This is a genomic window from Providencia sp. wls1922 (assembly GCF_009706505.1).
GTDB classification, from domain to species: Bacteria; Pseudomonadota; Gammaproteobacteria; order Enterobacterales; family Enterobacteriaceae; genus Providencia; species Providencia lanzhouensis.
Genome location: NZ_WLUG01000107.1, coordinates 1 through 23,598, shown reverse-complemented (window position 1 = coordinate 23,598; position 23,598 = coordinate 1). Strand labels below are relative to the sequence as shown.

The 23,598-nt window shown below is 40.3% G+C and carries 21 protein-coding genes; 7 read left to right on the top strand and 14 right to left on the bottom strand.

The genetic code is table 11. From position 1 onward, the window contains the following. Positions 1–24: 24 nt before the first annotated feature. From GKR71_RS15040 to GKR71_RS15005, 8 genes are all read right to left on the bottom strand, one after another. A complete protein-coding gene (locus tag GKR71_RS15040) occupies positions 25–2,439 on the bottom strand; it encodes a fimbria/pilus outer membrane usher protein (protein ID WP_154634511.1) in 2,415 nt (804 codons plus the stop codon). 40 nt (positions 2,440–2,479) lie between these two features. After that, on the bottom strand, positions 2,480–3,130 hold the full coding sequence (locus tag GKR71_RS15035) for a hypothetical protein (RefSeq protein ID WP_154634510.1): 651 nt from the start codon (positions 3,128–3,130) through the stop codon (positions 2,480–2,482). A gap of 35 nt (positions 3,131–3,165) precedes the next feature. Continuing rightward, a complete protein-coding gene (locus GKR71_RS15030; protein ID WP_108479468.1) occupies positions 3,166–3,825 on the bottom strand; it encodes a fimbrial protein in 660 nt (219 codons plus the stop codon). 57 nt (positions 3,826–3,882) lie between these two features. Continuing rightward, positions 3,883–4,509: a fimbrial protein gene (locus GKR71_RS15025; RefSeq protein WP_108479469.1), complete on the bottom strand. Its 627-nt coding sequence runs from the start codon at positions 4,507–4,509 to the stop codon at positions 3,883–3,885. Between the two features lie 825 nt (positions 4,510–5,334). After that, positions 5,335–5,721: a hypothetical protein gene (locus tag GKR71_RS20415; RefSeq protein ID WP_108479470.1), complete on the bottom strand. Its 387-nt coding sequence runs from the start codon at positions 5,719–5,721 to the stop codon at positions 5,335–5,337. Further along, the gene (locus GKR71_RS15015) at positions 5,718–6,260 is read right to left on the bottom strand and encodes a LemA family protein (RefSeq protein WP_036954057.1); all 543 of its coding nucleotides are present in this window, start codon (positions 6,258–6,260) and stop codon (positions 5,718–5,720) included. Before GKR71_RS15015 ends, GKR71_RS20415 begins: the two co-directional genes overlap by 4 nt. A gap of 1 nt (position 6,261) precedes the next feature. Continuing rightward, the gene (locus tag GKR71_RS15010) at positions 6,262–7,305 is read right to left on the bottom strand and encodes a hypothetical protein (protein ID WP_036954055.1); all 1,044 of its coding nucleotides are present in this window, start codon (positions 7,303–7,305) and stop codon (positions 6,262–6,264) included. Between the two features lie 21 nt (positions 7,306–7,326). Next, positions 7,327–7,887, bottom strand: a complete 561-nt coding sequence (locus GKR71_RS15005; RefSeq protein ID WP_036954053.1) for a LemA family protein — start codon at positions 7,885–7,887, stop codon at positions 7,327–7,329. Positions 7,888–8,443: 556 nt separating this feature from the next. On the opposite strand from GKR71_RS15005, the gene GKR71_RS15000 reads away from it, so the two are divergent. The 4 genes from GKR71_RS15000 (at position 8,444) to GKR71_RS14985 (ending at position 13,189) form a co-directional block, all read left to right on the top strand. Then, positions 8,444–9,517 (top strand): zinc-binding dehydrogenase, encoded by a 1,074-nt coding sequence (locus GKR71_RS15000; protein ID WP_036954051.1) that lies wholly within the window; start codon positions 8,444–8,446, stop codon positions 9,515–9,517. A 170-nt stretch (positions 9,518–9,687) separates the two neighbouring features. Next, entirely contained in the window at positions 9,688–10,548 is an 861-nt protein-coding gene (locus GKR71_RS14995; RefSeq protein WP_414153954.1) for an ABC transporter substrate-binding protein, read from the top strand. A 174-nt stretch (positions 10,549–10,722) separates the two neighbouring features. After that, positions 10,723–12,207 (top strand): sugar ABC transporter ATP-binding protein, encoded by a 1,485-nt coding sequence (locus tag GKR71_RS14990; RefSeq protein WP_154634509.1) that lies wholly within the window; start codon positions 10,723–10,725, stop codon positions 12,205–12,207. A 10-nt stretch (positions 12,208–12,217) separates the two neighbouring features. Next, positions 12,218–13,189, top strand: coding sequence for an ABC transporter permease (locus tag GKR71_RS14985; RefSeq protein WP_036954045.1), 972 nt, complete (start codon positions 12,218–12,220; stop codon positions 13,187–13,189). Between the two features lie 58 nt (positions 13,190–13,247). Here GKR71_RS14985 and GKR71_RS14980 read toward each other — a convergent pair whose 3' ends face one another. The 6 genes from GKR71_RS14980 to GKR71_RS14955 form a co-directional block, all read right to left on the bottom strand. Beyond that, positions 13,248–14,252, bottom strand: a complete 1,005-nt coding sequence (locus GKR71_RS14980) for a LacI family DNA-binding transcriptional regulator (RefSeq protein ID WP_036954043.1) — start codon at positions 14,250–14,252, stop codon at positions 13,248–13,250. 261 nt (positions 14,253–14,513) lie between these two features. Further along, on the bottom strand, positions 14,514–15,329 hold the full coding sequence (locus tag GKR71_RS14975; protein ID WP_036954041.1) for a sulfite exporter TauE/SafE family protein: 816 nt from the start codon (positions 15,327–15,329) through the stop codon (positions 14,514–14,516). After that, positions 15,317–15,703 carry a thioredoxin family protein gene (locus tag GKR71_RS14970; protein WP_154600409.1) on the bottom strand — a complete coding sequence of 129 codons (387 nt, stop codon included), beginning with the start codon at positions 15,701–15,703 and terminating at the stop codon, positions 15,317–15,319. The genes GKR71_RS14975 and GKR71_RS14970 overlap by 13 nt, the downstream gene beginning before the upstream one ends. Positions 15,704–15,771: 68 nt before the next feature. Next, positions 15,772–16,437 carry a heme exporter protein CcmB gene (gene ccmB / locus GKR71_RS14965; RefSeq protein WP_154634519.1) on the bottom strand — a complete coding sequence of 222 codons (666 nt, stop codon included), beginning with the start codon at positions 16,435–16,437 and terminating at the stop codon, positions 15,772–15,774. Then, positions 16,437–17,054, bottom strand: a complete 618-nt coding sequence (gene ccmA / locus GKR71_RS14960; RefSeq protein WP_154634508.1) for a cytochrome c biogenesis heme-transporting ATPase CcmA — start codon at positions 17,052–17,054, stop codon at positions 16,437–16,439. Before ccmA ends, ccmB begins: the two co-directional genes overlap by 1 nt. Before the next feature lie 33 nt (positions 17,055–17,087). Then, entirely contained in the window at positions 17,088–18,266 is a 1,179-nt protein-coding gene (locus GKR71_RS14955; RefSeq protein WP_036954033.1) for an ion channel, read from the bottom strand. A gap of 368 nt (positions 18,267–18,634) precedes the next feature. On the opposite strand from GKR71_RS14955, the gene cptA reads away from it, so the two are divergent. The 3 genes from cptA (at position 18,635) to GKR71_RS14940 (ending at position 23,537) form a co-directional block, all read left to right on the top strand. Then, complete coding sequence (cptA, locus tag GKR71_RS14950) at positions 18,635–20,344, top strand: phosphoethanolamine transferase CptA (RefSeq protein ID WP_036954031.1); 1,710 nt, start codon at positions 18,635–18,637, stop codon at positions 20,342–20,344. 205 nt (positions 20,345–20,549) lie between these two features. Further along, on the top strand, positions 20,550–21,005 hold the full coding sequence (locus GKR71_RS14945; protein WP_036954029.1) for a hypothetical protein: 456 nt from the start codon (positions 20,550–20,552) through the stop codon (positions 21,003–21,005). A 525-nt stretch (positions 21,006–21,530) separates the two neighbouring features. After that, positions 21,531–23,537 carry a BCCT family transporter gene (locus GKR71_RS14940; protein WP_036954027.1) on the top strand — a complete coding sequence of 669 codons (2,007 nt, stop codon included), beginning with the start codon at positions 21,531–21,533 and terminating at the stop codon, positions 23,535–23,537. The last annotated feature ends 61 nt before the right edge of the window (positions 23,538–23,598 follow it).

Below are 23,598 nucleotides of genomic sequence, written 5' to 3'. Positions count from 1 at the left end.
ACTTGTATTCAAATAATATTAAGATTATTGGCAGATAGCATCTGCCTCTTCATAAAGTGATTCAGCGGAAAAAAATTCCGGTACGTTATATTTAATAATGCAATCATCAGAGTTAGGTGAGCGCAAAATAATGTCATCGCCAATTTGCTCATTACTAAGTAATAAATTACCTTCCCCCATAATGACACCCATATAATCACCTTTTTTATTGAGCACACTGGCACCAAATGGAACGTCATTGCCATTGGCCATTTTGATGCTCAACAATAATTGCCGCATTGTGGTTGCCTGAATGCGTTTCGTCATGACAGTCCCTCTCGCCGCAGCAACATCAAACGACGTTGTATCCAAGCGCACATTCAGAGGCAGTTTCTCCGTATTTAGCTGCACGGTAGACTTTTGGTTCTTTGGTAACGATGAAATCGCTGCCGTTCCAAAATGATTCGTTATCGTGGTGCCACTGCCCATCGTGTTGACTCTAACCCCTGGCGCATCCGGTACATACACGATGCCAAAGGTGTCTCCTAAAGGTACGGATGACGTTGCAAATAACCCATCGGAATACGCCATGCCGCCTGATGCAGAGACAGTGACTGAGTGCGTATTATTCTGGGACATCGAACCGCTCAGCGAAATATTGCTATACGCATTGGCATTATTAATACTGCCATTCACGACACTCGTGCCATCATTACGACCAGCCCCAACGGAATACCTTAAATTATCGCTGACTTGCTGATTGTAATTTGCCATTACCATGGTTTTATCTTGGTAATATTGGCTCTGCATACTCATGCTTTTTTTCTTACCTAACGGCATCGATGCATTAATAAAAATTCGGCTATCTCGATCATCACCCGTTTGGTAATTCACATTCAACGATATATCTGCAACTTTTCGGCTATAGCCCGCTGAATAAAAAACGGTATCAGATTTATCGCCATAAAAATGATTATGGTTTACGTTAGCGCTAAAGCGCCCCCATGTAACATCACCCCAACTTGCAAATAACGAAGAGGTAGTTTGTAATTCTCCACTAAACCATCTATTCGTATTTTCTTGCTCATCCTGAGCGGGTTGCTTTTTTAATAATGAACTATCCAAGGTTGGAAATTTATTCGTACGATATAAAACAGATGCCCCGAATGTCATTTTCTCAAATGCAATATTGCTATTGAAATCGATCTGCTCCCCGCGCTTTTCATTATTTCTCGCACTTTGAACGCCAATCCCCGTAGAAATCGGTGTTGAAAAATCAAAATAAGAGTTAAGTCGTCCACTCACCGCTTGAAATTGATTTGAATAAAGTACGCCTGCCCCATAATTTGACATGCCATATTGCTGGCTGATTTCTGCACTACCAATAATGGGTTTATCCGTTTGCAAATCACTTTGGCTACGATAACGCCCCACTGAAAATTGATAGCTCATGGGTGACACCGCAGTTTGCTGGTTGGCCGTCACCACCTGAAACTGCTGTTTTTCACCATTATCTTGGAAAACCGTGACATCCAAAGGCGAACCAATCACCACATTATTAATGCGATTTAACTCAAAAGGTCCTGCTGGTACCATCGTTCGATATAGCAGCCGCCCATTTTGCTGAACTTCAACAGTTGATGGTGTACTTGCAAAACCAGTCACCGGAACAACTAAAATATTCGAGCCTTGCAAAGAGCTATCTGAGTAAAGTTGCACACCATCAAGCGGTGTTCCCCCAAAAAAGGCACCTTGCGTATTAAGCTGCCCAATATCTAATAAAGACTGCAAGGGTTCGATGCTTTTTGACAGTACAGTTTCATTAAATTGATATTGTGATTTTGAATCTCCAGCGGAGAGGCTACTGTTATTTCGTAAAACCCAATTATTCCAGTTAATACCCGTTTCAAACTCTCCTTGATAGAAACGCTGACTGTAATTACCGTTAATATGCATCCCATATAACTGATAGTTACTGACAACACCAAAACCACCGTACGTTAACTCATTGCCTTGTAGTTTTGGGTCTAAATTCTCTTCGGCAACCACCATATCAATTTGGTAGGAGCTAGGATGTAATGCAATTTTTGCCTCAGGATAAATTTGTTCGAATGTATTACATCCGTCAGCTAAGTTAACTTTTTTTAACCTTAACTTACTCATTAACCCGTCAGTCAGGCAAAGCTCACCGTTTTCATTGATTTCAATATTCGCAGTATATTCATTACTGCCATTTAATTTTATGGTGACATCATGATTTCCGGGTAAAAACTGATTACCCTTCATAAAGAATTCAGCGACCTCTGCCCCATACCCTAGTGATTTTAAAGAGTCGATATCAAAATTAATTGACGATCCTGCTCCACCCTTTATTGATTCAGATGCATCGGAATTATTTACATGCAGTACGACAAAAATTAAAAATAGATGGCAATAAGAAAAATGATTTTTCTTATTCATTATTATTTTTATTTCCAATATAAATTACTAATAATTAAAGCTATATTCCAAATGAAAATATAATATCTGCACTGCCATCTAATTCCACAGCCTCAATAATTGGACCATTGGTTTCTTTAAGGCTGTTTAATATAGGCTTAACGGCTATATTAACGGTGAAATTTTTTCCACTGGATAATACGTTTTCATTTGTAAACCATGCATATTTTTTCCCTTTTAATACCGCTCCTTGAATGCGCTGAAATGGCCCTGCGCCTTCCACTACACCGATCCCAACCGCTTGGCCATCTACTTTAGGTTGATTAAGTATCAGCTGGTAATTTCCTAATCGTCCCTGGTTATTCACCTTCCCTAACCCAAAGTAATCTTCATTTCCCAATTGTGATGAGTCACTTCGATTATCCGAGAACTGAACAAGCAATTGAGTTGGCGTATTACACGACACTTGCCATGTTTTGGTAATCTCGGGTATTTCCGTTGCGTTAATCGCATTAAACTGGCGAGCATGCAATTGATTAAATTGATATTGCCCGCCATCAGGGATGGCGATTTCACACGTAGGGGGTGACTCAACCTGTTCAATAATATTTCTATTTTGAAAAGTATGCGAATAAACTGCTTCACTAAAAAACAGACTACAATATGCAAATAGTAATGTAGCTTTAGTTACTGGAGTGACAAATAAACGCATATATTCCCCAAGAAATACATCTCATTAGAATTTAATTAAATACCAAAGTTAAAAGCCAGCACAGCCTCTGCTTGATAATCGACATTAGACGTCAAATCGATACCCGCTGCTGTTAATTGGTTAATAGAGTTAATATAAACACCGCTGGTTTCAAAATCTGCAGAAAATACTTTTCCTGCTGTTAATTTATTAGCGAATATTGTTGAACTCTTTGTACCAAAACCATTAAGTATTTTTTTGGTCATGACAGTGTTATTTGCTGTAACGCCATCACTTGCAACAAAAGCAGTTTTAGAATCAATGGTGACATTGGAAACAGCAAACATCACTGCACCGACTGATTTATCTGCATTATCCGAATGCACTATGAAAAAATAGTTATCCGCAGATGACGTTGGCCATGGCGTACTTTGATACGTATCCGTTGCACGATAGGTTAAATATGTCTCCGCATCACAAGTCACAGTGACATTCTTTTTAACCGGTGATTGTAATACCGTATAGGATGTTTGACTCAAATATCTTGGCGATGTTTTTGCTAATTCAAAAATAACATCTGACTGTTCATTTCCATTAATTAAACAGGTTGGCATTGCAACTTTGCCGGATACTTTTATATTTGCAGTTGTATTGGCAAATACAGCTGGAGATATTAACACTGTCGATAATATTAATGGTGTTATTTTTTTAATCATAGTTCCGTTCCATAATGAATAGATATAAATTTATATCTATTCATTTCAATCAAAAAATTAGAGAGAGAAAGCAAAGGCTAATGTAGCATGACCATCTAATTCAGCATCACCCGAACTTGTTTTCAATTCGGAACTCAGAGTTGGTTTTACATCAAAGTCTGCTGCAAAAATTTGCCCTGCTTTTAATGTGCTTGCAGCTGTTGCCCACGCCATTTTTTTCGTTTTATCAATATACATTGTTGTGGCATATGTTGCTCCATTCGAAATACCGACAGTTTGAGCAGCACTTGAAGAATCCGCTTTAACTGTTGCATTCTTCATATTGATTGTATAGAAACCAACTTTTTTATCGGTATCAAACAGACCTAAACCAAAGTTATATACACCCGCAGTTAATACAGAACTCGCACGGTTATCAGTAGAGGAGAAAGTTAAATAAGTTGCTGCATCACAAATCACTTCAATGCTATTTGTTTTTGCATCAAGTCCTAAATTACCAGAAACAGGGAACATTCCAGGTGACACATCAAATACATATTCTAAGTCAACTTCATTCTGCCCTTTAATAGTACAAGTTGGTGGCGTAATTGAACCTGATACTTTTAAATTAGCCACGGGTGCCGCTGCTAATGTCGCGCTTGAAACAGAAATTAAAGATAATGCAATTACGGTTCTCTTAAACATGAAATAAATCCTATAAAATAAAAATAATATTTAAACGAATAAAACCCCTCCTATTGGAATTTTAAAATTAAAATTCAAACAAGAATGTTTTAGATATTTAGTTGGTTTTATTTATTTTCAATATCGATTTAATGCTAACAAACTCCATCAGCCTAATTAACTCGATGGAGCCATTATAAGCATATATTTTTAAGATTTGAATTAGGCTAAATAAAGCAAGTTATTTAATTTTGCCTTATTACAAAGTATTTCAGTATGTTTCATCATAGAAAACAAGCAAGTAAACTCAATTACTCGTTTTAAGATTATCTGTTGAATATATTTAAACCTAGAATCATCATAAAAAGAATGCAAATACAGTTTTTTATATCAAATATACTTTTTATTTGTTCCTAACAGCGAAGAATTACAATTTAACACATATACAGAGTAAAAACAAAAGGTCGATAATTGACAAAAAAATATAGAGATAAATTTATTTAGTTAAAAATCAATGCCATATAGATAGACAGCCAAATAAACCATTCACACTTATACACAGTAAACCAAAGAAACTATACAAACTTGTGAAGTTATACCAAAACCATCGCCAGGTTGTTACAACAATAAAGAGTAATAATGGTACTTTTATCTAACCACCTCTTCCGATCGTCATATTTAGAGAGTCTTTATATGACTACTTCTACTTACTTCTTGTGTTTTATACTAGTAGCTGATTTTTATTTGGTGGATTATGAAGTCATTATCTTACAGTTTAATAATTTATTTTTTGACTTACGCTATAAAACAGTCATATATAATGTAAACAATAGTAAAAAATGCCTTTTATTTTTTCCGTTTCTTTCTCGCTGTCACACTCTTTTTATCTTCTCGGCTTGATGACCAAATCTCAATGTAATCCATGTTCATTAGGAAAAAGACAATACAGCTTCCTAGAACCGCCATCCAAACTAACATCGCTTTTGGAATATTATCGAAGCGGAAAATTAATAACAGCGGAATAAGCACCATCATGCTGATAAACATTGAGCTAATCATGCCCAATACTACGGGTGCGATAAATTTCTTCATCCCGATCATTCTCATCACTAGCGTGAAAACAATACAGGCAGGGATCATTCCAAACGTAGCAAACATCACGATCAACCCCGGCTCCCCTTTATTCACCAACCAATCGGTGAAACCAAACCATGAAAAAGGAATTGTGATCATGATGCAGACTCCTGTTGAACATACAGCAAGGGAATATCTTTAAAACGGAATAAGAGTGTAAAAATGAGATTCGGGAAAAGACGAATGTTGGTGTTGTATAACGTGACTGTTTGATTAAAAAATTCTCGGCGATCCGCAATTTGGTCTTCTAACCCTTTTGCTGACGTTTGTAATGCTAATAACGCCTGCTGGCTAATCAGCTTGGGGTATTTTTCTGCCAGTAAAAAAATCGGCTTTAAATGTGAGCGAAATTGGTTTGCGGAATCCACTTTAACGTCGAGCTGTTCCGTGGATAAATAGTGCTGACGACTTTGCAGTAATTCGCTAATTAAACGCTTTTCATGAGTCATTGCCCCTTCCGCTACGATTGTTAATTGTGGCATTAAATCTGCCTGTTTTTTTAGGAGCACATCAATATTGGCAAATGCTTTGTCGCAATTATTTTTCAAGAAAATAATATTGTTGTAGATCCCCACAATATAGCGAACCAAAATGGTGCCTATCACCGCGACAAAAATCCAAAAGATAATCTGATTCATATCATTCACTGTCAGATAACGAAATTTGGTTAAAATGAAGCGTTAAGTATCCATCTTGATAACTCACTGGCGTCATTAATATTAGCGCAATCAGAATAGCTGCAATCATTGCTGTCACTCCAATATTCCGACGCATTGGCGCGGATTTATTCCAGCGAGTCACATAATCTGATGGCGAAACACCTAATAACATGTGTGGCGCTTTACGGGTGATCACCACTTTGCCATTCTCACTGTCCGCTGACCCAATCAATAAATAGCTCTTCCCACTTTCAAGTAAATACTCTTTATAACGACGATTGCCACTCTCATAATCCATATGGGGGGATAATCCGGTATGGACAAAATAATCTGGGTCACAAATCACATTCACAGAGCCAGTATCATCCGTCATGGTGAAATTATGTAGCTGAACACTGCTGTCTCTGAGGGTATAACTTTTTTTACCTTCTTTATCCGTAGAGATAGAGTACTCGTAATAAAAAGCACCATAACAGCTACGATTACCTAACTTACTTTTGACTTCCTTTCCTGAGGTTATTTTCCCTTCTACTTCTACGAGCCCCATCGCAATTGAGCGAATTTTTGAAGTTGCGAGGTTCTTTTGAAACTTTAGAAAGCGTTTTTCGGGGGTATTTTGAATAAAACTGAAAACAAACAATAAGACGAAAGCCACAAAAAAGAGGCGAATATCAATAAAAAAGCCCATGGTTAAACACCCAGCCAATGCAGTGCCAACAAGGGTTTTTAATAATGCAATAAATTTGGAGGAGCCTTCCTTTTGCAAACGTTGATAGCGATCATACGCACTTTCCGTTATTCCAACGACAATACGACTAGCCGCAAAAGCCATCCCTACTGCCACAGCATAGAAAAAGTAGCGTTCATATTCACCAGGTCTCGGCGAGATAGTTTCCCATGCCCCAAATAGCACCGCAGTAAAAAGAATAATGCCCCAGTTTAATTTACGCTTTTTTGAATACTTTCTGTCTAAATAAAAAAGAATGCCGCCTAATACGGCACCTAAAAAATAGTAGATATTCACAGATGATACCTTTAACGGTGATTATGATTTGAATTGAATACCATCATATTTTTTCTCAGCTTCAGTGATTTCCAATAAAGGCAACGCAGTAAAACCAAAAATATTGGCAAAAATACTGTCTGGGAACATTTGGATCGCCGTATTGTATTCCGTTGTTGCATCATTGAAGCCTTCGCGGCGCTGAGCAATTTTATCTTCCACTTCGCTTAGTGCGATTTGTAATTGGGTAAATTGCTCACCCGATATTAGCGTTGGGTAGTTTTCAGCAACCGCGACGAGGCTTTTTAACGCTTTATCCATTTCATTTGATGCAGCAATTTTTTCATTCACATTTTTAGCACTGAAATAATTTTGGCGAGCATCACTCAATGAAGTAAATAGCGCTTTTTCATGCTCCATGGCTTTTTCAACTATCGTGACTAGCTGGGGAATTTGGTCAGCACGCTGTTTTAAAATCACATCAATATTGGCAAATTGATTGCTAACTTGGTTCCGGGTACTCACCAAGCGGTTATAAATAGAAATACCCCATCCCGCTAAAATAAGCAGTAAAACCAGAAGAACAATCATTGTCGTTGCCATTTTTATGCCTTTTAATTAAAAAAATCATTAATGCTAAGATATTTAATTTAAGTTATCGATATAACACTTTTTATTCAATCGGAAAAATAGCAAAGAAAAGGATTAATAGAGATTTATACGCTACACCAAATCGATCATGATCACATTAATGACGCAAACAAATTCAAATTTCACCTTAAAGTGTTAGCTGAAATGTTTTTTCAAAGATTCTTCACTTCTGAAAATAACGAAACTAATTATACTCTTTCGAAAATCATCGCATCCACTATAGTTTGCATTTTTGTCTGGCAAACAAACCTCATAAACAAAAGAGTTCTTAAATAAAAAATAGGATTTGAATCACAATTATCACTTTTTTATTTAGCATCTCTCAAAAATGACGACGTCGTCATATTAAAAACTAAACAATTTATTTATAACAATAGAGCATCACTTTTCTCACACCATTATTATTTTTAGCCGTCAAGCATTACAAAGAGAACGGTTTACTTACAAAAACGACGTTTAATGTTGACGTCAACATTATAGCCAACATCCAGAATGAGGTTATTAGAATATGAGTACCCTACCTGAAAAAATGAAAGCTGTTGTATGTCATGGCCCCCATGATTACCGCTTTGAAGCGATAAAAAGACCAACACCAGGATTTCGTGAAGTGGTCATCAAAGTAGATGGATGCGGTATCTGTGCAGGTGACTGTAAAGCGAATGATGGCGCTCAAATGTTCTGGGGTGAAAACCCATGGATCAAAGCCCCTGTCGTACCAGGACACGAATTTTACGGACGCGTCGCTGAGCTGGGCGAAGGTTCTGGTGAAAAATATGGTCTGAAAGTAGGCGATCGTATTTTAGCGGAACAAATCGTGCCTTGCTGGGAGTGTCGTTTCTGTAAGTCAGGCAAATATTGGATGTGCGAAACCCATGATATTTACGGCTTCCAAAAAGAAGTTGCCGATGGTGGGATGGCGGAATATATGCGTTTTTCTGAGCGTGCCATTATTCACAAAATTCCAGATGAGCTTTCAGAAAAAGATGCGGCGTTAATCGAGCCAATGGCCTGCGCTATCCATACCGTTCGTCGTGGTGATATCGATTTAAATGACGTTGTCGTTATCGCAGGTGCAGGTCCACTGGGTCTGTGCATGATCCAAGTCGCGAAACTCAAAACCCCGAAAAAATTAGTCGTTATCGATGCTATCGATGAACGCCTTGAATTAGCGAAGAAATTTGGTGCTGACGTGGTGATCAACCCACTGAAAGAAGATGCCATCAAACTGGTTAAAGAGATGACCGAAGGTTACGGTTGCGATGTGTACATCGAAGCGACTGGTGCTCCAATCGGCGTGACTCAAGGGTTAGAAATGATCCGTAAACTGGGTCGCTTCGTCGAGTTCAGCGTTTTCGGTAAAGAAACCACCGTAGACTGGTCAATTATCGGTGACCGTAAAGAGTTAGATATCCGAGGTGCTCACTTAGGCCCATACAGCTACGAGGTCGCCATTGACCTATTTAGCCGCGGGTTAGTATGTGCTGACGATATCGTTACCCACTTCTACTCAATCGATGATTGGGAAGAGGCATTTGTTATGGCGAAATCGGCAGACTCTATCAAAGTCGTTATCAAGCCATAATGCTGTTGTAGTGCAATATAGTGAAATGCAATATCAGCATAATTAAAGTAAGTCATTAATAATCATAAATATTAGCAGTACCCTATAACACTAAAGACTCTTTAGGAGAACATCTTATGTTGAGTAAATTTAAAAAGTTAGCTGTTGCAGCAAGCGTTTTAACACTGGGCATGGCTTTTAACGCGACAGCAAAACCTGTTTCTGTCGGAATGTCGTTTCAAGAACTGAATAACGAATATTTCGTGACCATGAAAGAGGCTTTAGAAAGCGCAACAGGTGAAATGGGCGCTCAACTTTATATCGCTGATGCGGCACACGATGTCTCAAAACAAACCAGCGATATCGAAGATATGCTTCAGAAAAAAATCGATATTCTGCTGATTAACCCAGCAGATAGCGTGGGTGCAGAAACAGCTGTATTAGCTGCGAAAAAAGCGGGTGTCGTGGTGATTGCAATCGATGCACAAGCTAACGGTCCAATCGACTCATTCGTGGGTTCTAAAAACTACGAAGCAGGTCTAATGGCGGGTAAACGTTTAGGTGAATCATTAGGTGGTAAAGGCGAAGTGGCTATCCTTGATGGTATCCCTGTCGTGCCAATCCTTGAGCGTGTTCGTGGTTTTGAAGCCGCCATGAAAGAGTATCCAAACATCAAGATTGTGACCAAATTAAACGGTAAACAAGAGCGTGATACTGCGATGAACGTCACTGAAAACATGCTGCAAGCTAACCCTGGCTTGAATGGTATCTTTAGTGTGAACGATGTGGGTTCTTTAGGCGCATTAGCGGCAATCGAATCTGCAGGTCGTGATGTGAAACTGGTGAGTGTTGATGGTTCTCCTGAAGCCGTCGCTGAAATTGCCAAAGGTAATTCACCGTTTATCGCTACTTCCGCACAATTCCCACGTGACCAAGTACGTATTGGTTTAGCCATGGGCTTAGCAAAACACTGGGGAGCTAACGTACCTAAAGAAGTTCCTCTGGATGTTAAGTTAATCGATAAAACCAATGCTAAAGATTTCCATTGGTAATCAGCAATTAACAAAGTAAATAAATAAGTCGAACTCGGTATTGCGCCTACGGATTATTCCCCGGCGCAATACTCTTAATAAAAATGAATGACACTCTGTTTATTGGAAAGCATTTCACTTTCCAACTCGCTTTGTTACCCATTTTTAAGCGGTAAAGAAAATAAGGGAAGCAACATGATGCAATTGTTAGCATTAAAAGATGTCAGTAAAACTTTCCCTGGGGTTAAGGCGCTAGATAATATTAATCTCTCTTTAGAAAAAGGAGAGGTACACGCACTGCTGGGTGAAAATGGTGCGGGTAAATCAACGCTAATGAAAGTGCTGTGTGGAATTCATAAACCAGATAGCGGGAAAATACTTATCGAAGGCGAAGAGTACACCTTCCATAATTATCGTGATGCCATTAAAGCGGGCGTCGGTATTATTTTCCAAGAGTTTTCGTTAATCCCTTATTTAAATGCTTTTGAAAATATCTTTTTAAACCGGGAAATTAAAAATAAATTTGGCTTATTAGATAGAAAGCTGATGCGTGAAAAAGCGCAGATAATCCTATCTGAGTTGGGCGTTAATATTGATATTGATGAACCCATTAGCCATTTAAGTATTGCTGAACAACAATTTGTGGAAATTGCCAAAGCGCTTTCTCTGGATGCCAAAATATTGGTACTAGATGAGCCAACGGCAACATTAACCCCCAAAGAAGCCAATCACCTATTTGATGTGATGCGTGACCTGAAAGCAAAAGGCGTCGGCATGTTCTTTATCTCTCACCACTTGGAAGAGATTTATGAAATTTGCGACACCATTAGCGTATTGCGAGATGGTCAATATATTGGATCCCGTAAGGTGGATGATACCGACCTTGATGTGATCATCGAAATGATAGTGGGTCGTGAAGTCGAAAATATCTACCCGCCAAAACGTCATTTTGATGGACAAGAGGTCATTCTAGACGCTCAAATTCAGCGGTTTGCTTCTAGCCCAACCAATCGCATTCAATTGAAAAAAGGCGAGATCCTCGGTCTTGCAGGCTTAGTCGGCTCTGGCCGCACTGAAAATATTCTCGCCATGATGGGCGCGGATAAAGCCTACAAGAAAAAAGTGGTTCTAGAGGGGCAAGAAGTCAAAATGAAATCTGCGGCACAAGCGCTCCAGTTAGGCATTGGACTTTTACCTGAAAGCCGTAAAACCCAAGGTTTGGTTTTGCCATTCTCAGTTAAAGAAAATATTTGGCTAAATAACCACGCTCAAAAACTGTTCTTAATTCAAAATAAAAAAGAACATTTGTTATCTCTTGATTTAATTTCGCAAGTCAAAGTTAAAACACCAGAAGCAGATACAGCGGTTTCAACGCTTAGCGGTGGAAACCAACAAAAAGTGGTGATTGCACGTTGGCTAAATAAACAAGCCAAAATTCTTATTTTCGATGAGCCTACACGGGGTATCGACGTCGGAGCAAAATCAGAAATCTATCAATTAATGCGTTCACTTACCGAAAAAGGGATCTCAATTATTATGATTTCCTCAGAGCTGCCTGAAGTTATTGGCGTGAGCGATCGAGTTTTGGTGTTTCGAGATGGTGAAGTTGCTGCTGAATTAAGTGGGGACGAGATTAACTCAACCCAGATTATGTTACATGCGGCCGGCAATATTATATAGGATCATGACTATGTCTAACCAAAGTACAATTCCACTGGCGAAGAATAAATTTAATTTTGCCAAATTAACCAAGATACCGGCATTTTTACCTCTCGTTGGGTTAATTATTTTATTTGCTTGTATGTCCATTTTTAATGAGCATTTTTTAACGGTAAATAACTTATCTACTATTGCCCGCCAAGTTTCTATTAATGCAATCATTGCTATCGGGATGACATTTGCCATCTTAACCGGAGGGATCGACCTTTCCGTTGGGGCGGTGATGGCGCTATCCGGTACATTGATGGCTGGATTAATGAAATATTATGGTATGGATCCTTCCATTGCCATTGCTCTGGGTCTGTTATCTGGTATCGCGTTTGGATTTATTAATGGGATTTTAACTGCTTACGGTAAAATGCCGCCAATTATCGTGACCTTAGGCGCCATGATTATTGCGAAAGGCTTAGCGCTAATTTACACCGGTGGCTACCCTATTTCTGGCTTACCTCAAGAGTTTGCTTTTTGGGGACGTGAAGAGTTGATGGGAATTCAGGTACCTATCCTATTAATGCTAGGTCTGTATCTGATTTTTTATGTGGTGCTTAATCATATTCCATTCGGCCGCTATATTTATGCCATTGGCGGTAACGAAGAGGCGGCGCGTTTAAGTGGTATCCGCGTTGAGCGCTATAAAATGTTGGTGTACGTCATCAGTGGTTTCACTGCCGCATTTGCCGGACTGATTTTTACCTCTCGCGTTATGAGCGGTCAGCCTAATGCCGGTGTCGGTTTTGAACTTGATGCTATTGCAGCAGTCGTTTTGGGTGGTGCATCTATCGCAGGCGGTCGCGGGATGATCATCGGCACATTGATCGGCGCAATGATTTTAGGTGTACTAAACAATGGCTTGAACCTTCTGGGTATCTCACCGTACGTTCAATATATTGTAAAAGGCCTAATTATCTGGGGCGCAACCTTAATTAGCTCAATGAAGCGTTGATTTTCACGCTGTTACGAAAAACAACAAATAAGGATTTCATGATGAAATCCTTATTTTTTTAATCGTAAGTCACAAGTTTTCCATTGACGAAAATTTGCTTGGAACCCGTTTCTTTAGTGGTACCACCTTCTATCTCTGCAAACAGTAATTCCGCTGTTCGTTTACCTAAATAAACTGAGTCATGGTGAACGCCTGAAATCGATAAATGATAAGTATCAGCATAAGGCGGTAAGTCCACCGAGAAATAACGGCAAGATAATCCGAGTTCAGAAATAATTTTGTACATCCCCGCGGTAATAATTCCGTTTAAGCCCACGATATACATATTGGGTGTATAGAGTTCTTTTATTTTTTCTCTTAAATACTCTTCATCTTTCTTACTAAAAATATAACTACTGTACAGGACATGAATATTTTTACGGTTAGTAAATTGATCATAAATACCCGCTAAGCGTGAAAGACTAATTTCAGAATGCTCAGGCCCTGAGACAATTAAGGTATTTTCGCTGCGTTGCTGATTGAGATATTTACCGGTTAATGCCCCGATTTCAAAGTTCTTCAAAAATAGCCCAGGGTAATCTTTGCCATAAATAGAACGGTCAACAAAAACCAGAGGGACTTTATGCTGATCAATCAGTGATAAATAACTCGGTTGATAGGCTTTATCGTCACGCACAGGCGAAAGTAAAATACCGCTAGCCTTATAGCTGACTAAGGTTTCAATAGCCGTTTGCTCGGCTTTTTCATCGCTATCGGTATCAAAGATCATCACCTGATACCCTTTCTCTTTCGCTAAGCGGGAAACCGTCTGGATTAATACAACATAGAACGGGTTAAAGGTACTGTCCGTAACAACCCCAATAATGCGGCTATTTTTATTCTTTAAATTCCGAGCAAATACATTGGGGACATAATTTAATTCTTGCGCGATAGCGAGTATTTTTTCTCGCGTCTCTTTTTTTACCAATTCTGGGTGATTAAAAGCTCGAGATACCGTAATATCGGTCACATTCGCGCGTTTGGCGATATCAATGATGGTTGTTGAACTATCTTGTTTAGTCATATTTATGCTAGTCAACCTGTAATGATTATTGTATTTGGTAGGGTATAGCGTGTCCTGTTGATGTCGCTGCTGAATAAGAATTGCGATTAATCCATTATACCTGTTTATCATTGAAGATAAATCAGTTTTCTTTCTTATACATCAAACCAATAGCATCTTATGCCTAATATTCTCAATTTGAATCAAGCCAAATATAAAAAAATATTTTAAAAGTAAAATAACTGAAAAACCACTAATAAATGAGTAGTGGAAATGAAGTTATTATATTAAAAAACTGGGGATTCCATTATTTTTTATAAAAATAAAAATTGAATATAACAAATAAAATGAAACAAAAACAACCAATAATGCAAATATAGTTTGAACAATATTAACAGGGATATAGCCAATCAAAAAACGCCCAACAACCAGCCCTAAAACGCAGGCTAAAATAAAAGTTGCGCTCACCTCTAATGGATATTCAAAACCATTCAATATATTAATTGAAATACTAATGCTGCCAATGAGGAATATCACCATCAGCGAGGTGGCAATAATGCTTTTAAGGTTTAAATTGGTGAACTTTTTCATTGCAGGCACAATAATAAACCCGCCGCCTACACCTAATAGCCCCGTCAGTAATCCAGCAACTAATCCAATTCCCCCTAATATAGATGCCGTTTTGATATTCCAAATAAATTTTCCTGTTTGCTGGTTTATTTTGCACGGAGCATCATCATCTTTAATTACTTTCTTAAAAACAATACGATATGCAACCACCAGCATCACGAGACTAAATGCTAAAGTCAGCCATTGGGGTGAAACAATTTGTGCTAAATAAACGCCATATTTCGCGGTAGGAATGCTAATTAACGCAATCCAAATAGCTGCTTTATAACGAATATTCTGCTGAATAAGCCCTTGAATAGCACCAACTAATGCCGCCAATGTAATGGCCAATAACCCCACTGGTGCGGCGAGTGCAACGCCCCATCCTTGAGATGTCATCAAGGCAGGAACCGCTAAAATACCACCACCAGCGCCCGTTAATCCTAATAGGCAGCCAATCACCAAACCTTCTAATATCAATGTGAACATAGCAACCTATTTTCTATTTGAGTAATCAGCTGTGAAAGTCGATATTCCCCTGCCATTAAATCCACAAGACGAGAATCATGGAAAAGCGCAATGGAAGGCACGGATTTAATTCCATACTGAGGGGCTATTGTCGGAGATTGAGCGATATCTACTATTCCAAAATGTATACTGCCACCAAAATTTATACGACCGCCAAAGTGCGTACCATTATCAGAAAAGTAATCCGTGAGTTGTAAATAGATAGGCTGCATGCTCTTACATGGCTGGCACCATGATGCACAAAAATAGATTAACGCCCATTGCCCGCTCGGCTGCATCGGGTCAGATAACAGCCGGCTAAAATTATCGCTACTGATGAAGGGAACAGCGGGCATGACGTTTTTTCCTTTTACACTGAGCATCACATCACCGACTGTATCAGCTCAATTGGAAAAAATCTCCCCTAGCTGTTACTCACGTTGATCTTCAATGCGGCAGCAATTGCCAACGGAGAAAAGGTGATGCTTGCGGCAAATAGTGCGCCGAGGATCGCAAAATATCCGCCAAGAGGCATATTAAAACTGTATGCTTCCATCGTGCCCGTCGCATAAATTAACACCGGAATATACAGCGGTAGCACCAGTAAACTGACCAGTACGCCCCCCTTTTTTAATGATACGGTGAGCGCAGCACCAATCGCACCAATAAAGCTCAATACTGGCGTTCCTAGCAGTAACGTCCCCGCTAGCACCAATAATGTGTCGCCATTAATTGATAACATTACCGCTGCAACAGGAGACAGTAGCACCAGAGGCAGTCCCGTCACTAGCCAGTGGGAAATCACTTTGGCTAAAACCGTGATAAACAGAGGGTGTGGTGCCAGTAATAATTGCTCTAACGAGCCATCCAGATAGTCATCTTTAAATAAACGTTCTGACGAAAGCAACGACGATAAAATGGCGGCAACCCAAAAAATCCCCACAGAGATCCGTGCCAATAATTGCGGTTCAGGTCCAATGCTCAATGGAAAAAGCGTGATGACGATTAAGAAAAACCACAGTGGGTTAACCAATTCGGAGAAGCTACGAAAGGCAATTTTAAGCTCTCTTTTTATTAATAGCCAAAACATCACTCGTACCCACCTGTCAGTTTTAATGTCCCAAAGTGCCCTGTCATCGCTTGGTGCGACGTAAATAAAATCATGCCACCTTGCTCTGCATGTTGATGAAAACACTCAGTTAAACGATTTACCCCCGCCACATCAATCGCCGTGAATGGCTCATCCAAAATCCACAGTGGCGCATCGCTTAACCATAAGCGGGCAAGGTTGACTCGGCGCTGTTGCCCTGCTGAAAGCTGCCCGACAGGAATATCCTCATACCCCATCAAAGAGACTTCTTCTAGCGCAGACCAAACTTTGTCGCCTTCAGGTTCTTGGTGGTGCATTTGGTAATAAAACTTCAGGTTTTCATAGGGGGTTAACAGTGATTTTACAGCCGGTTTATGCCCTAGATACAGCAAGTGGCGAGTAAACTCTTCCTTAAGTTTTTCAATGGAGTGCTGCTGCCATAAAATTTCACCTTCATCCGGCTTTAATAACCCAGCCATCATGCGTAACAGTGTGGTTTTACCTGCCCCGTTAGGTCCTTCTACCTGCAAAATTTGGTTCGGCATAACCGAAAAATCCAGCTGCCGAAATAGCGTTCTATTTTGTCGATGGCAGGTAATTTTATCCGCACTTAACATGGGGCTGAGTTCCTTTTAACATCCGTGAGGTCGCTAGCTTTTTGTAATTTTGTTCAGCAGCATATCACTAATGCTGTCATTAGAAATTGTTTCACCGCAAAGCACTTGCATCAAAACTTCCGAGCCAAGGGACGAGAGTGAAAACAGCATATCCGGGTTCAGCAAACGGATTTTATCCATGTTTGATTCTTGGTTAACCAATACCACGGTTTTTGCTTCGCTTTTACTACCCGATTGCGCTTTTACACCGAGCAAGGCAAAGGTACTTAACGAGTCACTATCGGTCATGATCAGCACACATTTCGCCTGTTTCACATTGGCTTCTGCCAATAAAGCGGAGTCCGTTGGGTCTCCTGTCACGATATTATCTTTTTCGGGATAGTGGCTGCGGTGACTTTCTTGGCAAATCACGGCGACAGGCAGTTCCCGTTTTTTCAGTGCTTGATAGACGTTAACCGCCATCGGTGTACTACCAATCACCACATAATGATTTTTCATATATGAAAACCTCTTGCGAACAATCTCTTTGGTACCTTTGGCTAATACGCCTACCACATACACTACGGAGGTAGTAAAAATGGTGATCCCTAAGATAATTACAGTCACCGTAAAGACCCTAGCATCCAGGGTGACAGGAACAATATCGCCAAACCCTACGGTCGTCATACACACCAGCGCAAAATAAAATGCCGTGGTGCCATCCTTCACAACGGGTAAGAATTCATCGCCGATATACAGCGTACCGAAAATGGAATAGAGCAATAATGAAATAATACAGGTGAGCGCCACAAACCCCGCGCTACTGATACTGTGTCGAGGGTACAGTTTCCAAAAGAGTGTTAATGCGACAAACAAGCCAAAAGAGAAATAACCTTGTCGCACATGTTCCGTCGCCACTTTTAAGTCAACAAAGGCAATGATTGCCAATAATAAGAGTGCGAAAACCCATGCAATGCGCGCGCCATTGATCATAAATAGCGAAAGAAAGATAAGCGAGATACCCAATAAGAAGCGGGGAATATCCAGCAATTTCATAAACCCTAAGGATTTTAACCACTCGGTAAATCCACTTTGGCGCCAATCGATATAGTCCGTGTAAGCACTTAAGATGGGCTTTAAGATGAGCCCGCCATCAACAATAATCAAAATGGAGAGCAGAATTCTCACGGCTAAAGCGGATTTCAAAAAAGCCACAAAGGCGTTATCTAGCATCGTTTATGCCTCGCATTAAGCATCCCCTATCAATTAAATGCCATCAGTATTTCTAGCTAATAGATTAACAAAGAATAATATCAATTCCATTGCTTATGCAATAAATGAAAAATGTGAAGGAAAGCCTCATTTCTTAATAGGTTAATCATTAAATGAGCGCCAAAAAGAAAAATTTATAAATGATTTAAAAATCATTGATAAACAATGTAATAAATTAGTTCTTATCTGCATCTACAATAAACAATAAAACAGTAAACACATTCTTAATATAATTTGAACTTACTCGATAACTATCTATCTAAAAAACGATTTTTCGACTATGTTTTGATTGTTACTTAACGAAACTAATAATTAAGAGCTAAAAATTTATGGTTAATTCGATAAAAGCAGGAAAGTTTAGCTGGATGTCCTTGTTCTGGCTGCTAATATTTTTCTGGTATTTTTCATCTTTATTACAGCTGTATGTGGTTATCACCGGGCAAAGTAATACCATCGGGTTAAGAGATTCTCTACTCTATAGCTCACTCTGGCTCGTTCCCGCACTATTTTTCCCTAGAAAAATCAAACTAGTAGCAGGCTTAATCGGGATTGTTTTATGGCTATCCTCGGTCGTCGCTCTTGCTTATTTCGTGGTGTATGGGCATCAATTATCCCAAAGCGTGATGTTTGTGATGTTCGAAACCAACACCAACGAAGCGGGTGAATTCTTACGCCAATATCTGAGCTTTAAAGTGATTGCGGTGATTTTGGCTTACACCCTCGGCGCTATTTTCCTATGGACACGTTTAAAACCTGTCACGTTGCCAGTACCTGGACGTGTGATTGTGTCCGCGCTCGTTCTGATCGTGCTATTTGGTGTGCCTTACTACAACAAAGCCATCAAACAGCAACGCCCTTTTGAGAACGTCGTTTCCTACGTTAACAGTAAATTAGCGTATGCCGCACCATGGCAGTTTGTAAGTGGTTACTTCCTGTATAAGAACCAGCTGGCAAACATGGAAGAATTAATCCGCGACAACAGCAAAATTCCACCGTTAGAAAACTTTGTTGATGCCAATGGCAATACCCCAAGAACGTTTGTGTTAGTGATTGGTGAATCCACCAGCCGCGACAGAATGAGCTTGTATGGCTATTCTCGTCAAACAACGCCAGAGCTTGATCAACTGGAAAAACAGTATCCAAACAATTTGACGGTCTTTAATGATGTGGTCACGCCACGCCCTTATACCATCGAAGCGTTGCAACAGATTTTAACTTTTGCTTCAGAAACTGAGCCTGATCTGTTTAATTCCCGCCCATCGATTATGAATATGATGAAGCAAGCGGGCTTTAAAACATTCTGGATCACCAATCAGCAAACCATGACCGAGCGAAATACGCTGCTAACGGCGTTCTCTCGTCAAACCGATAAGCAATATTATTTGAACAACGATATGGCGCAAAGCTCCCGTATTTATGATGACGTGGTGCTTGACCCATTCAAAGAAGCCTTAGCTGATCCTGCTGAGAAGAAATTTATTGTGGTGCACCTGTTGGGTACCCATATGCGCTATGAGTTCCGTTATCCTGAAGATAAAGCCATCTTCACCGATAGCAATAGCCCAGTGCCAACCAACTTAAAAGGCGACCAAATCAAAGATTACAATGCCTATGATAATGCTCAGCATTACAATGACTATGTGGTTTCTACGCTGATTAAAGATTTCGATTCTTCAAAAGAAAATGGTTTCTTAGTCTTCTTCTCCGATCATGGTGAAGATGTTTACGACACGCCGCCACATGAAATGTTAGGTCGTAGTGAAGGCAAGCCAAGCAAAGTGATGTACAACGTTCCATTCTTAGTATGGCAGTCGCCAGAATGGTTACAGACTCATCAATTTGACTTGAAAGATAAAACCGCTCGCCCATACAGCAATATGGATTTTATCTATACATGGTCTGATTTGGCAGGTTTCAAGTACACCGGATTTGAGCCACAAAAAAGTCTGATTAACAATGAGTACCAACCACAACCTCGTTGGATTGGTGACCCAGAAAATAAAGCATCCATGATGCTGTATGACGACTTAAAGAAATAACCCTCAATCAGCGCAAGTGGGTGTTTACTCACTTGCGCTCTCTCCTTCCCACACAAGTACCTTTCCACACATCTTTACAGACGCCACATGGATCTTTTTCCATTTCGTGTGCTACATTTTGATGTGTTTATGTCGGTATTTTAGCCCCAAATGAATTTACCGTTTAATTAGTATTTTTCTAACATGACCTGTTAAGGAATTAATAATGAAACATAAAATCATTTCTTCTCTTGTTGTTGCTGGCGTTTTAACCCTTGTCGCTGGCTGCGATGACTCATCAAAAAAAGACGATGCGGTTCAACAAGTCGAAGAAAAAGCTACCCAGTTAAAAGATGCGACTGAGCAAAAAGCGACTGAGTTATCTGATAGCGCAAAAGCCACCGCGCAAGATGTGAAAAACGATGCTTCAGACAAAGCATCTGAACTCTCAGACAAAGCCAAAGAGTTAGCAGACCAAGGTGAGAAAAAAGCGGATGAGCTGAAACAAGACGCATCTGACTCGGCCGATAAACTCAAAGAACAGTATGACAAAGCATCTAGTGAGTTTTCAGAAAAAGCGCAAGACATGAAAACGGATGCCATTAACAAGGCTGACGAACTCGCCACTGACGCTAAAGACAAAACCGAAGCGTTAAAATCAGAGAATGATGCGAAGAAATAAATCATCGCATTTTCCCCTTTTTTCATTCCAAAGCAGACTGATATTGTCTGCTTTTTTTATGCGCATAAGCGTTAATTCATTTTGCTATTTAGCCCGCTTTAAGGCTATTTTTAGCCACATAATTATCTCTTTTGCTCACTTGGCTACATTTCCATAAATAACACCAAAATACAGTAAGATAAATAAACAATGAATTGATAAATAACATGAAATTTACACCCTATGTTTATTTTCATTTTACCGCTTAGGTTGATCATTAATGCCTACCATGGCAGTATACCCTTTCGTTTTTTGTTCATCACAGGGTTCAAAGGGGGTCACCACTTACCAATTTTTGTTGATAATTCAGCCATAAATCATCGTTATCAACGCTCACAATTTAGCCATTTTATTGTTCTTTCTATTTCGTTTCCTATAGGGAAACCCTTTCGCAATAACCTATTGTTTCATTCAGAAGGACAGCTCGCCGCATGCCCCCTTAAGATTGGTATGCAAAAAATAAAATAAAAATCAAAGAAGGTCGTTATGAGTCAAAACGTGACTGAAAACAAAAAAGTACGCACCAAAATCAGCCCCCCTGTGTTTTACAGTTCGGCTATCATTATTCTGCTTATCGTCGGTTTTGCCGCCTTAATGCCTGAAATGGCAGAATCTCATCTAAGTCATCTTCAAAAGAACCTATTTAACAACGCCAGTTGGTTCTACATTCTCGCTGTAGCCATCATTTTGTTGAGTGTGACTTATCTGGGACTCTCGCGTTATGGACAGATAAAATTAGGTCCTGATCACGCACAGCCCAACTTCAGCTATGTCTCGTGGTTTGCCATGTTGTTCTCCGCTGGAATGGGGATCGGCTTGATGTTCTTCGGCGTTGCCGAGCCCGTCATGCACTATCTCAATCCACCAGTAGGGGATCCGCAAACCGTAGAAGCCGCCAAAGAAGCCATGCGCCTGACGTTCTTCCATTGGGGATTACACGCTTGGGCTATCTACGCCATTGTCGCCTTGATTCTGGCCTTTTTCAGCTATCGCCACGGATTGCCACTTACCCTGCGCTCAGCCCTATATCCCATTATTGGTGACCGAATTTATGGTCCTTTAGGTCACGCTGTCGATGTGTTTGCGGTAGTCGGTACCGTATTTGGTGTCGCGACCTCTCTTGGCTTTGGGGTACTGCAAGTTAACGCGGGAATGAACCATCTGTTCGGTTTACCGGTGAATGAAACCGTGCAAGTTGGCTTGATTATCGCCTTCACCGCTCTCGCGACTTTATCCGTCGTCTCTGGATTAGATAAAGGGATCCGTATTTTATCTGAGCTGAACCTCGGTCTCGCCTTCCTGTTGTTACTGTTGATTGTGATCTTAGGTCCGACGGTCTTATTGCTAAAATCCTTTGTTGAAAATACGGGGGGATATCTCTCAGAGATCGTCAGCAAAACGTTTAACTTGTATGCCTACGAACCTAAATCCAGTGATTGGCTAGGGGGTTGGACGCTGCTGTATTGGGGCTGGTGGTTATCATGGTCACCATTTGTTGGGATGTTTATCGCAAGAATTTCTCGCGGTCGTACCATTCGTGAGTTTGTCACTGGCGTTCTGTTTGTTCCTGCGGGCTTTACCCTAATGTGGATGACGTTCTTTGGTAATACCGCCATTGATTTAATCAAAAACCAAGGGGCAACCCGACTGGCAGAAACGGTGCAATCGGATGTGTCACTCGCCCTATTTGAATTTCTAACTTACTTCCCGTTCTCAACAGTATTATCTTTCTTCGCCATGTTGATGGTGGTGGTATTCTTTGTCACCTCCGCAGACTCCGGTGCCATGGTGGTCGATACCCTCGCCTCGGGTGGCGATTCCGATACGCCAGTCTGGCAACGTATTTTCTGGGCTGGATTAATGGGTGTTGTGGCAATCACCATGCTGTTGGCGGGAGGATTGCAGGCGCTGCAAACCTTAACCATCGCTAGTGCCTTGCCATTCGCCGCTGTTCTGCTTGTCTCCATTTATGGATTATTCAAAGCGTTACGAGTGGATGCCTATAAGCGTGATAGCCAGCAATTAGCCACTATCGCCCCAACAGCAAGCCGTAACCCGATTCCGTGGCAGCGCCGCTTACGTAATATTGTCTATTTCCCGAAACGCGCTCATGTAAAACGCTTTATGGAAGAGTCCGTGAAACCATCCATGGAGATGGTTTCTGAGGAGCTCGCCAAGCAAGGCACGGTTTGCCATATCCATACCGATAAAGACGATAGGATCGGATTTGAGGTGGATTTAGGCGAAGATATGAACTTTTTATACGAAGTTCGCCTACGTTACTATATTCAGCCGGCCTTTGCCCTGGCAGGTATGGGAACAGACAGTGATGAAGAGCGCAGTGAAGAGCAAAAATACTATCGCGCAGAAATTCACTTAAAAGAAGGTGGGCAGGATTACGACGTGATGGGCTGGGCGAAAGAGCAGATCATTCATGACATCCTCGACCAGTATGAAAAACATATTCACTTCTTGCACTTGCTCGGCAAGTGATCACTAAAATATGCCAGAAAAACAATACTCTAAATAATTTGAATTGCAGCTAGGCGGTAAG

What these genes read in the sequence shown, in the direction of transcription:
- GKR71_RS15040 (WP_154634511.1), bottom strand. Translation starts at nt 2,439, where the DNA reads ATGAATAAGAAAAATCATTTTTCTTATTGCCATCTATTTTTAATTTTT.
- GKR71_RS15035 (WP_154634510.1), bottom strand. Translation starts at nt 3,130, where the DNA reads ATGCGTTTATTTGTCACTCCAGTAACTAAAGCTACATTACTATTTGCA.
- GKR71_RS15030 (WP_108479468.1), bottom strand. Translation starts at nt 3,825, where the DNA reads ATGATTAAAAAAATAACACCATTAATATTATCGACAGTGTTAATATCT.
- GKR71_RS15025 (WP_108479469.1), bottom strand. Translation starts at nt 4,509, where the DNA reads ATGTTTAAGAGAACCGTAATTGCATTATCTTTAATTTCTGTTTCAAGC.
- GKR71_RS20415 (WP_108479470.1), bottom strand. Translation starts at nt 5,721, where the DNA reads ATGATCACAATTCCTTTTTCATGGTTTGGTTTCACCGATTGGTTGGTG.
- GKR71_RS15015 (WP_036954057.1), bottom strand. Translation starts at nt 6,260, where the DNA reads ATGAATCAGATTATCTTTTGGATTTTTGTCGCGGTGATAGGCACCATT.
- GKR71_RS15005 (WP_036954053.1), bottom strand. Translation starts at nt 7,887, where the DNA reads ATGGCAACGACAATGATTGTTCTTCTGGTTTTACTGCTTATTTTAGCG.
- GKR71_RS15000 (WP_036954051.1), top strand. Translation starts at nt 8,444, where the DNA reads ATGAGTACCCTACCTGAAAAAATGAAAGCTGTTGTATGTCATGGCCCC.
- GKR71_RS14995 (WP_414153954.1), top strand. Translation starts at nt 9,688, where the DNA reads ATGGCTTTTAACGCGACAGCAAAACCTGTTTCTGTCGGAATGTCGTTT.
- GKR71_RS14990 (WP_154634509.1), top strand. Translation starts at nt 10,723, where the DNA reads ATGATGCAATTGTTAGCATTAAAAGATGTCAGTAAAACTTTCCCTGGG.
- GKR71_RS14985 (WP_036954045.1), top strand. Translation starts at nt 12,218, where the DNA reads ATGTCTAACCAAAGTACAATTCCACTGGCGAAGAATAAATTTAATTTT.
- GKR71_RS14980 (WP_036954043.1), bottom strand. Translation starts at nt 14,252, where the DNA reads ATGACTAAACAAGATAGTTCAACAACCATCATTGATATCGCCAAACGC.
- GKR71_RS14975 (WP_036954041.1), bottom strand. Translation starts at nt 15,329, where the DNA reads ATGTTCACATTGATATTAGAAGGTTTGGTGATTGGCTGCCTATTAGGA.
- GKR71_RS14970 (WP_154600409.1), bottom strand. Translation starts at nt 15,703, where the DNA reads ATGCCCGCTGTTCCCTTCATCAGTAGCGATAATTTTAGCCGGCTGTTA.
- ccmB (WP_154634519.1), bottom strand. Translation starts at nt 16,437, where the DNA reads ATGTTTTGGCTATTAATAAAAAGAGAGCTTAAAATTGCCTTTCGTAGC.
- ccmA (WP_154634508.1), bottom strand. Translation starts at nt 17,054, where the DNA reads ATGTTAAGTGCGGATAAAATTACCTGCCATCGACAAAATAGAACGCTA.
- GKR71_RS14955 (WP_036954033.1), bottom strand. Translation starts at nt 18,266, where the DNA reads ATGCTAGATAACGCCTTTGTGGCTTTTTTGAAATCCGCTTTAGCCGTG.
- cptA (WP_036954031.1), top strand. Translation starts at nt 18,635, where the DNA reads ATGGTTAATTCGATAAAAGCAGGAAAGTTTAGCTGGATGTCCTTGTTC.
- GKR71_RS14945 (WP_036954029.1), top strand. Translation starts at nt 20,550, where the DNA reads ATGAAACATAAAATCATTTCTTCTCTTGTTGTTGCTGGCGTTTTAACC.
- GKR71_RS14940 (WP_036954027.1), top strand. Translation starts at nt 21,531, where the DNA reads ATGAGTCAAAACGTGACTGAAAACAAAAAAGTACGCACCAAAATCAGC.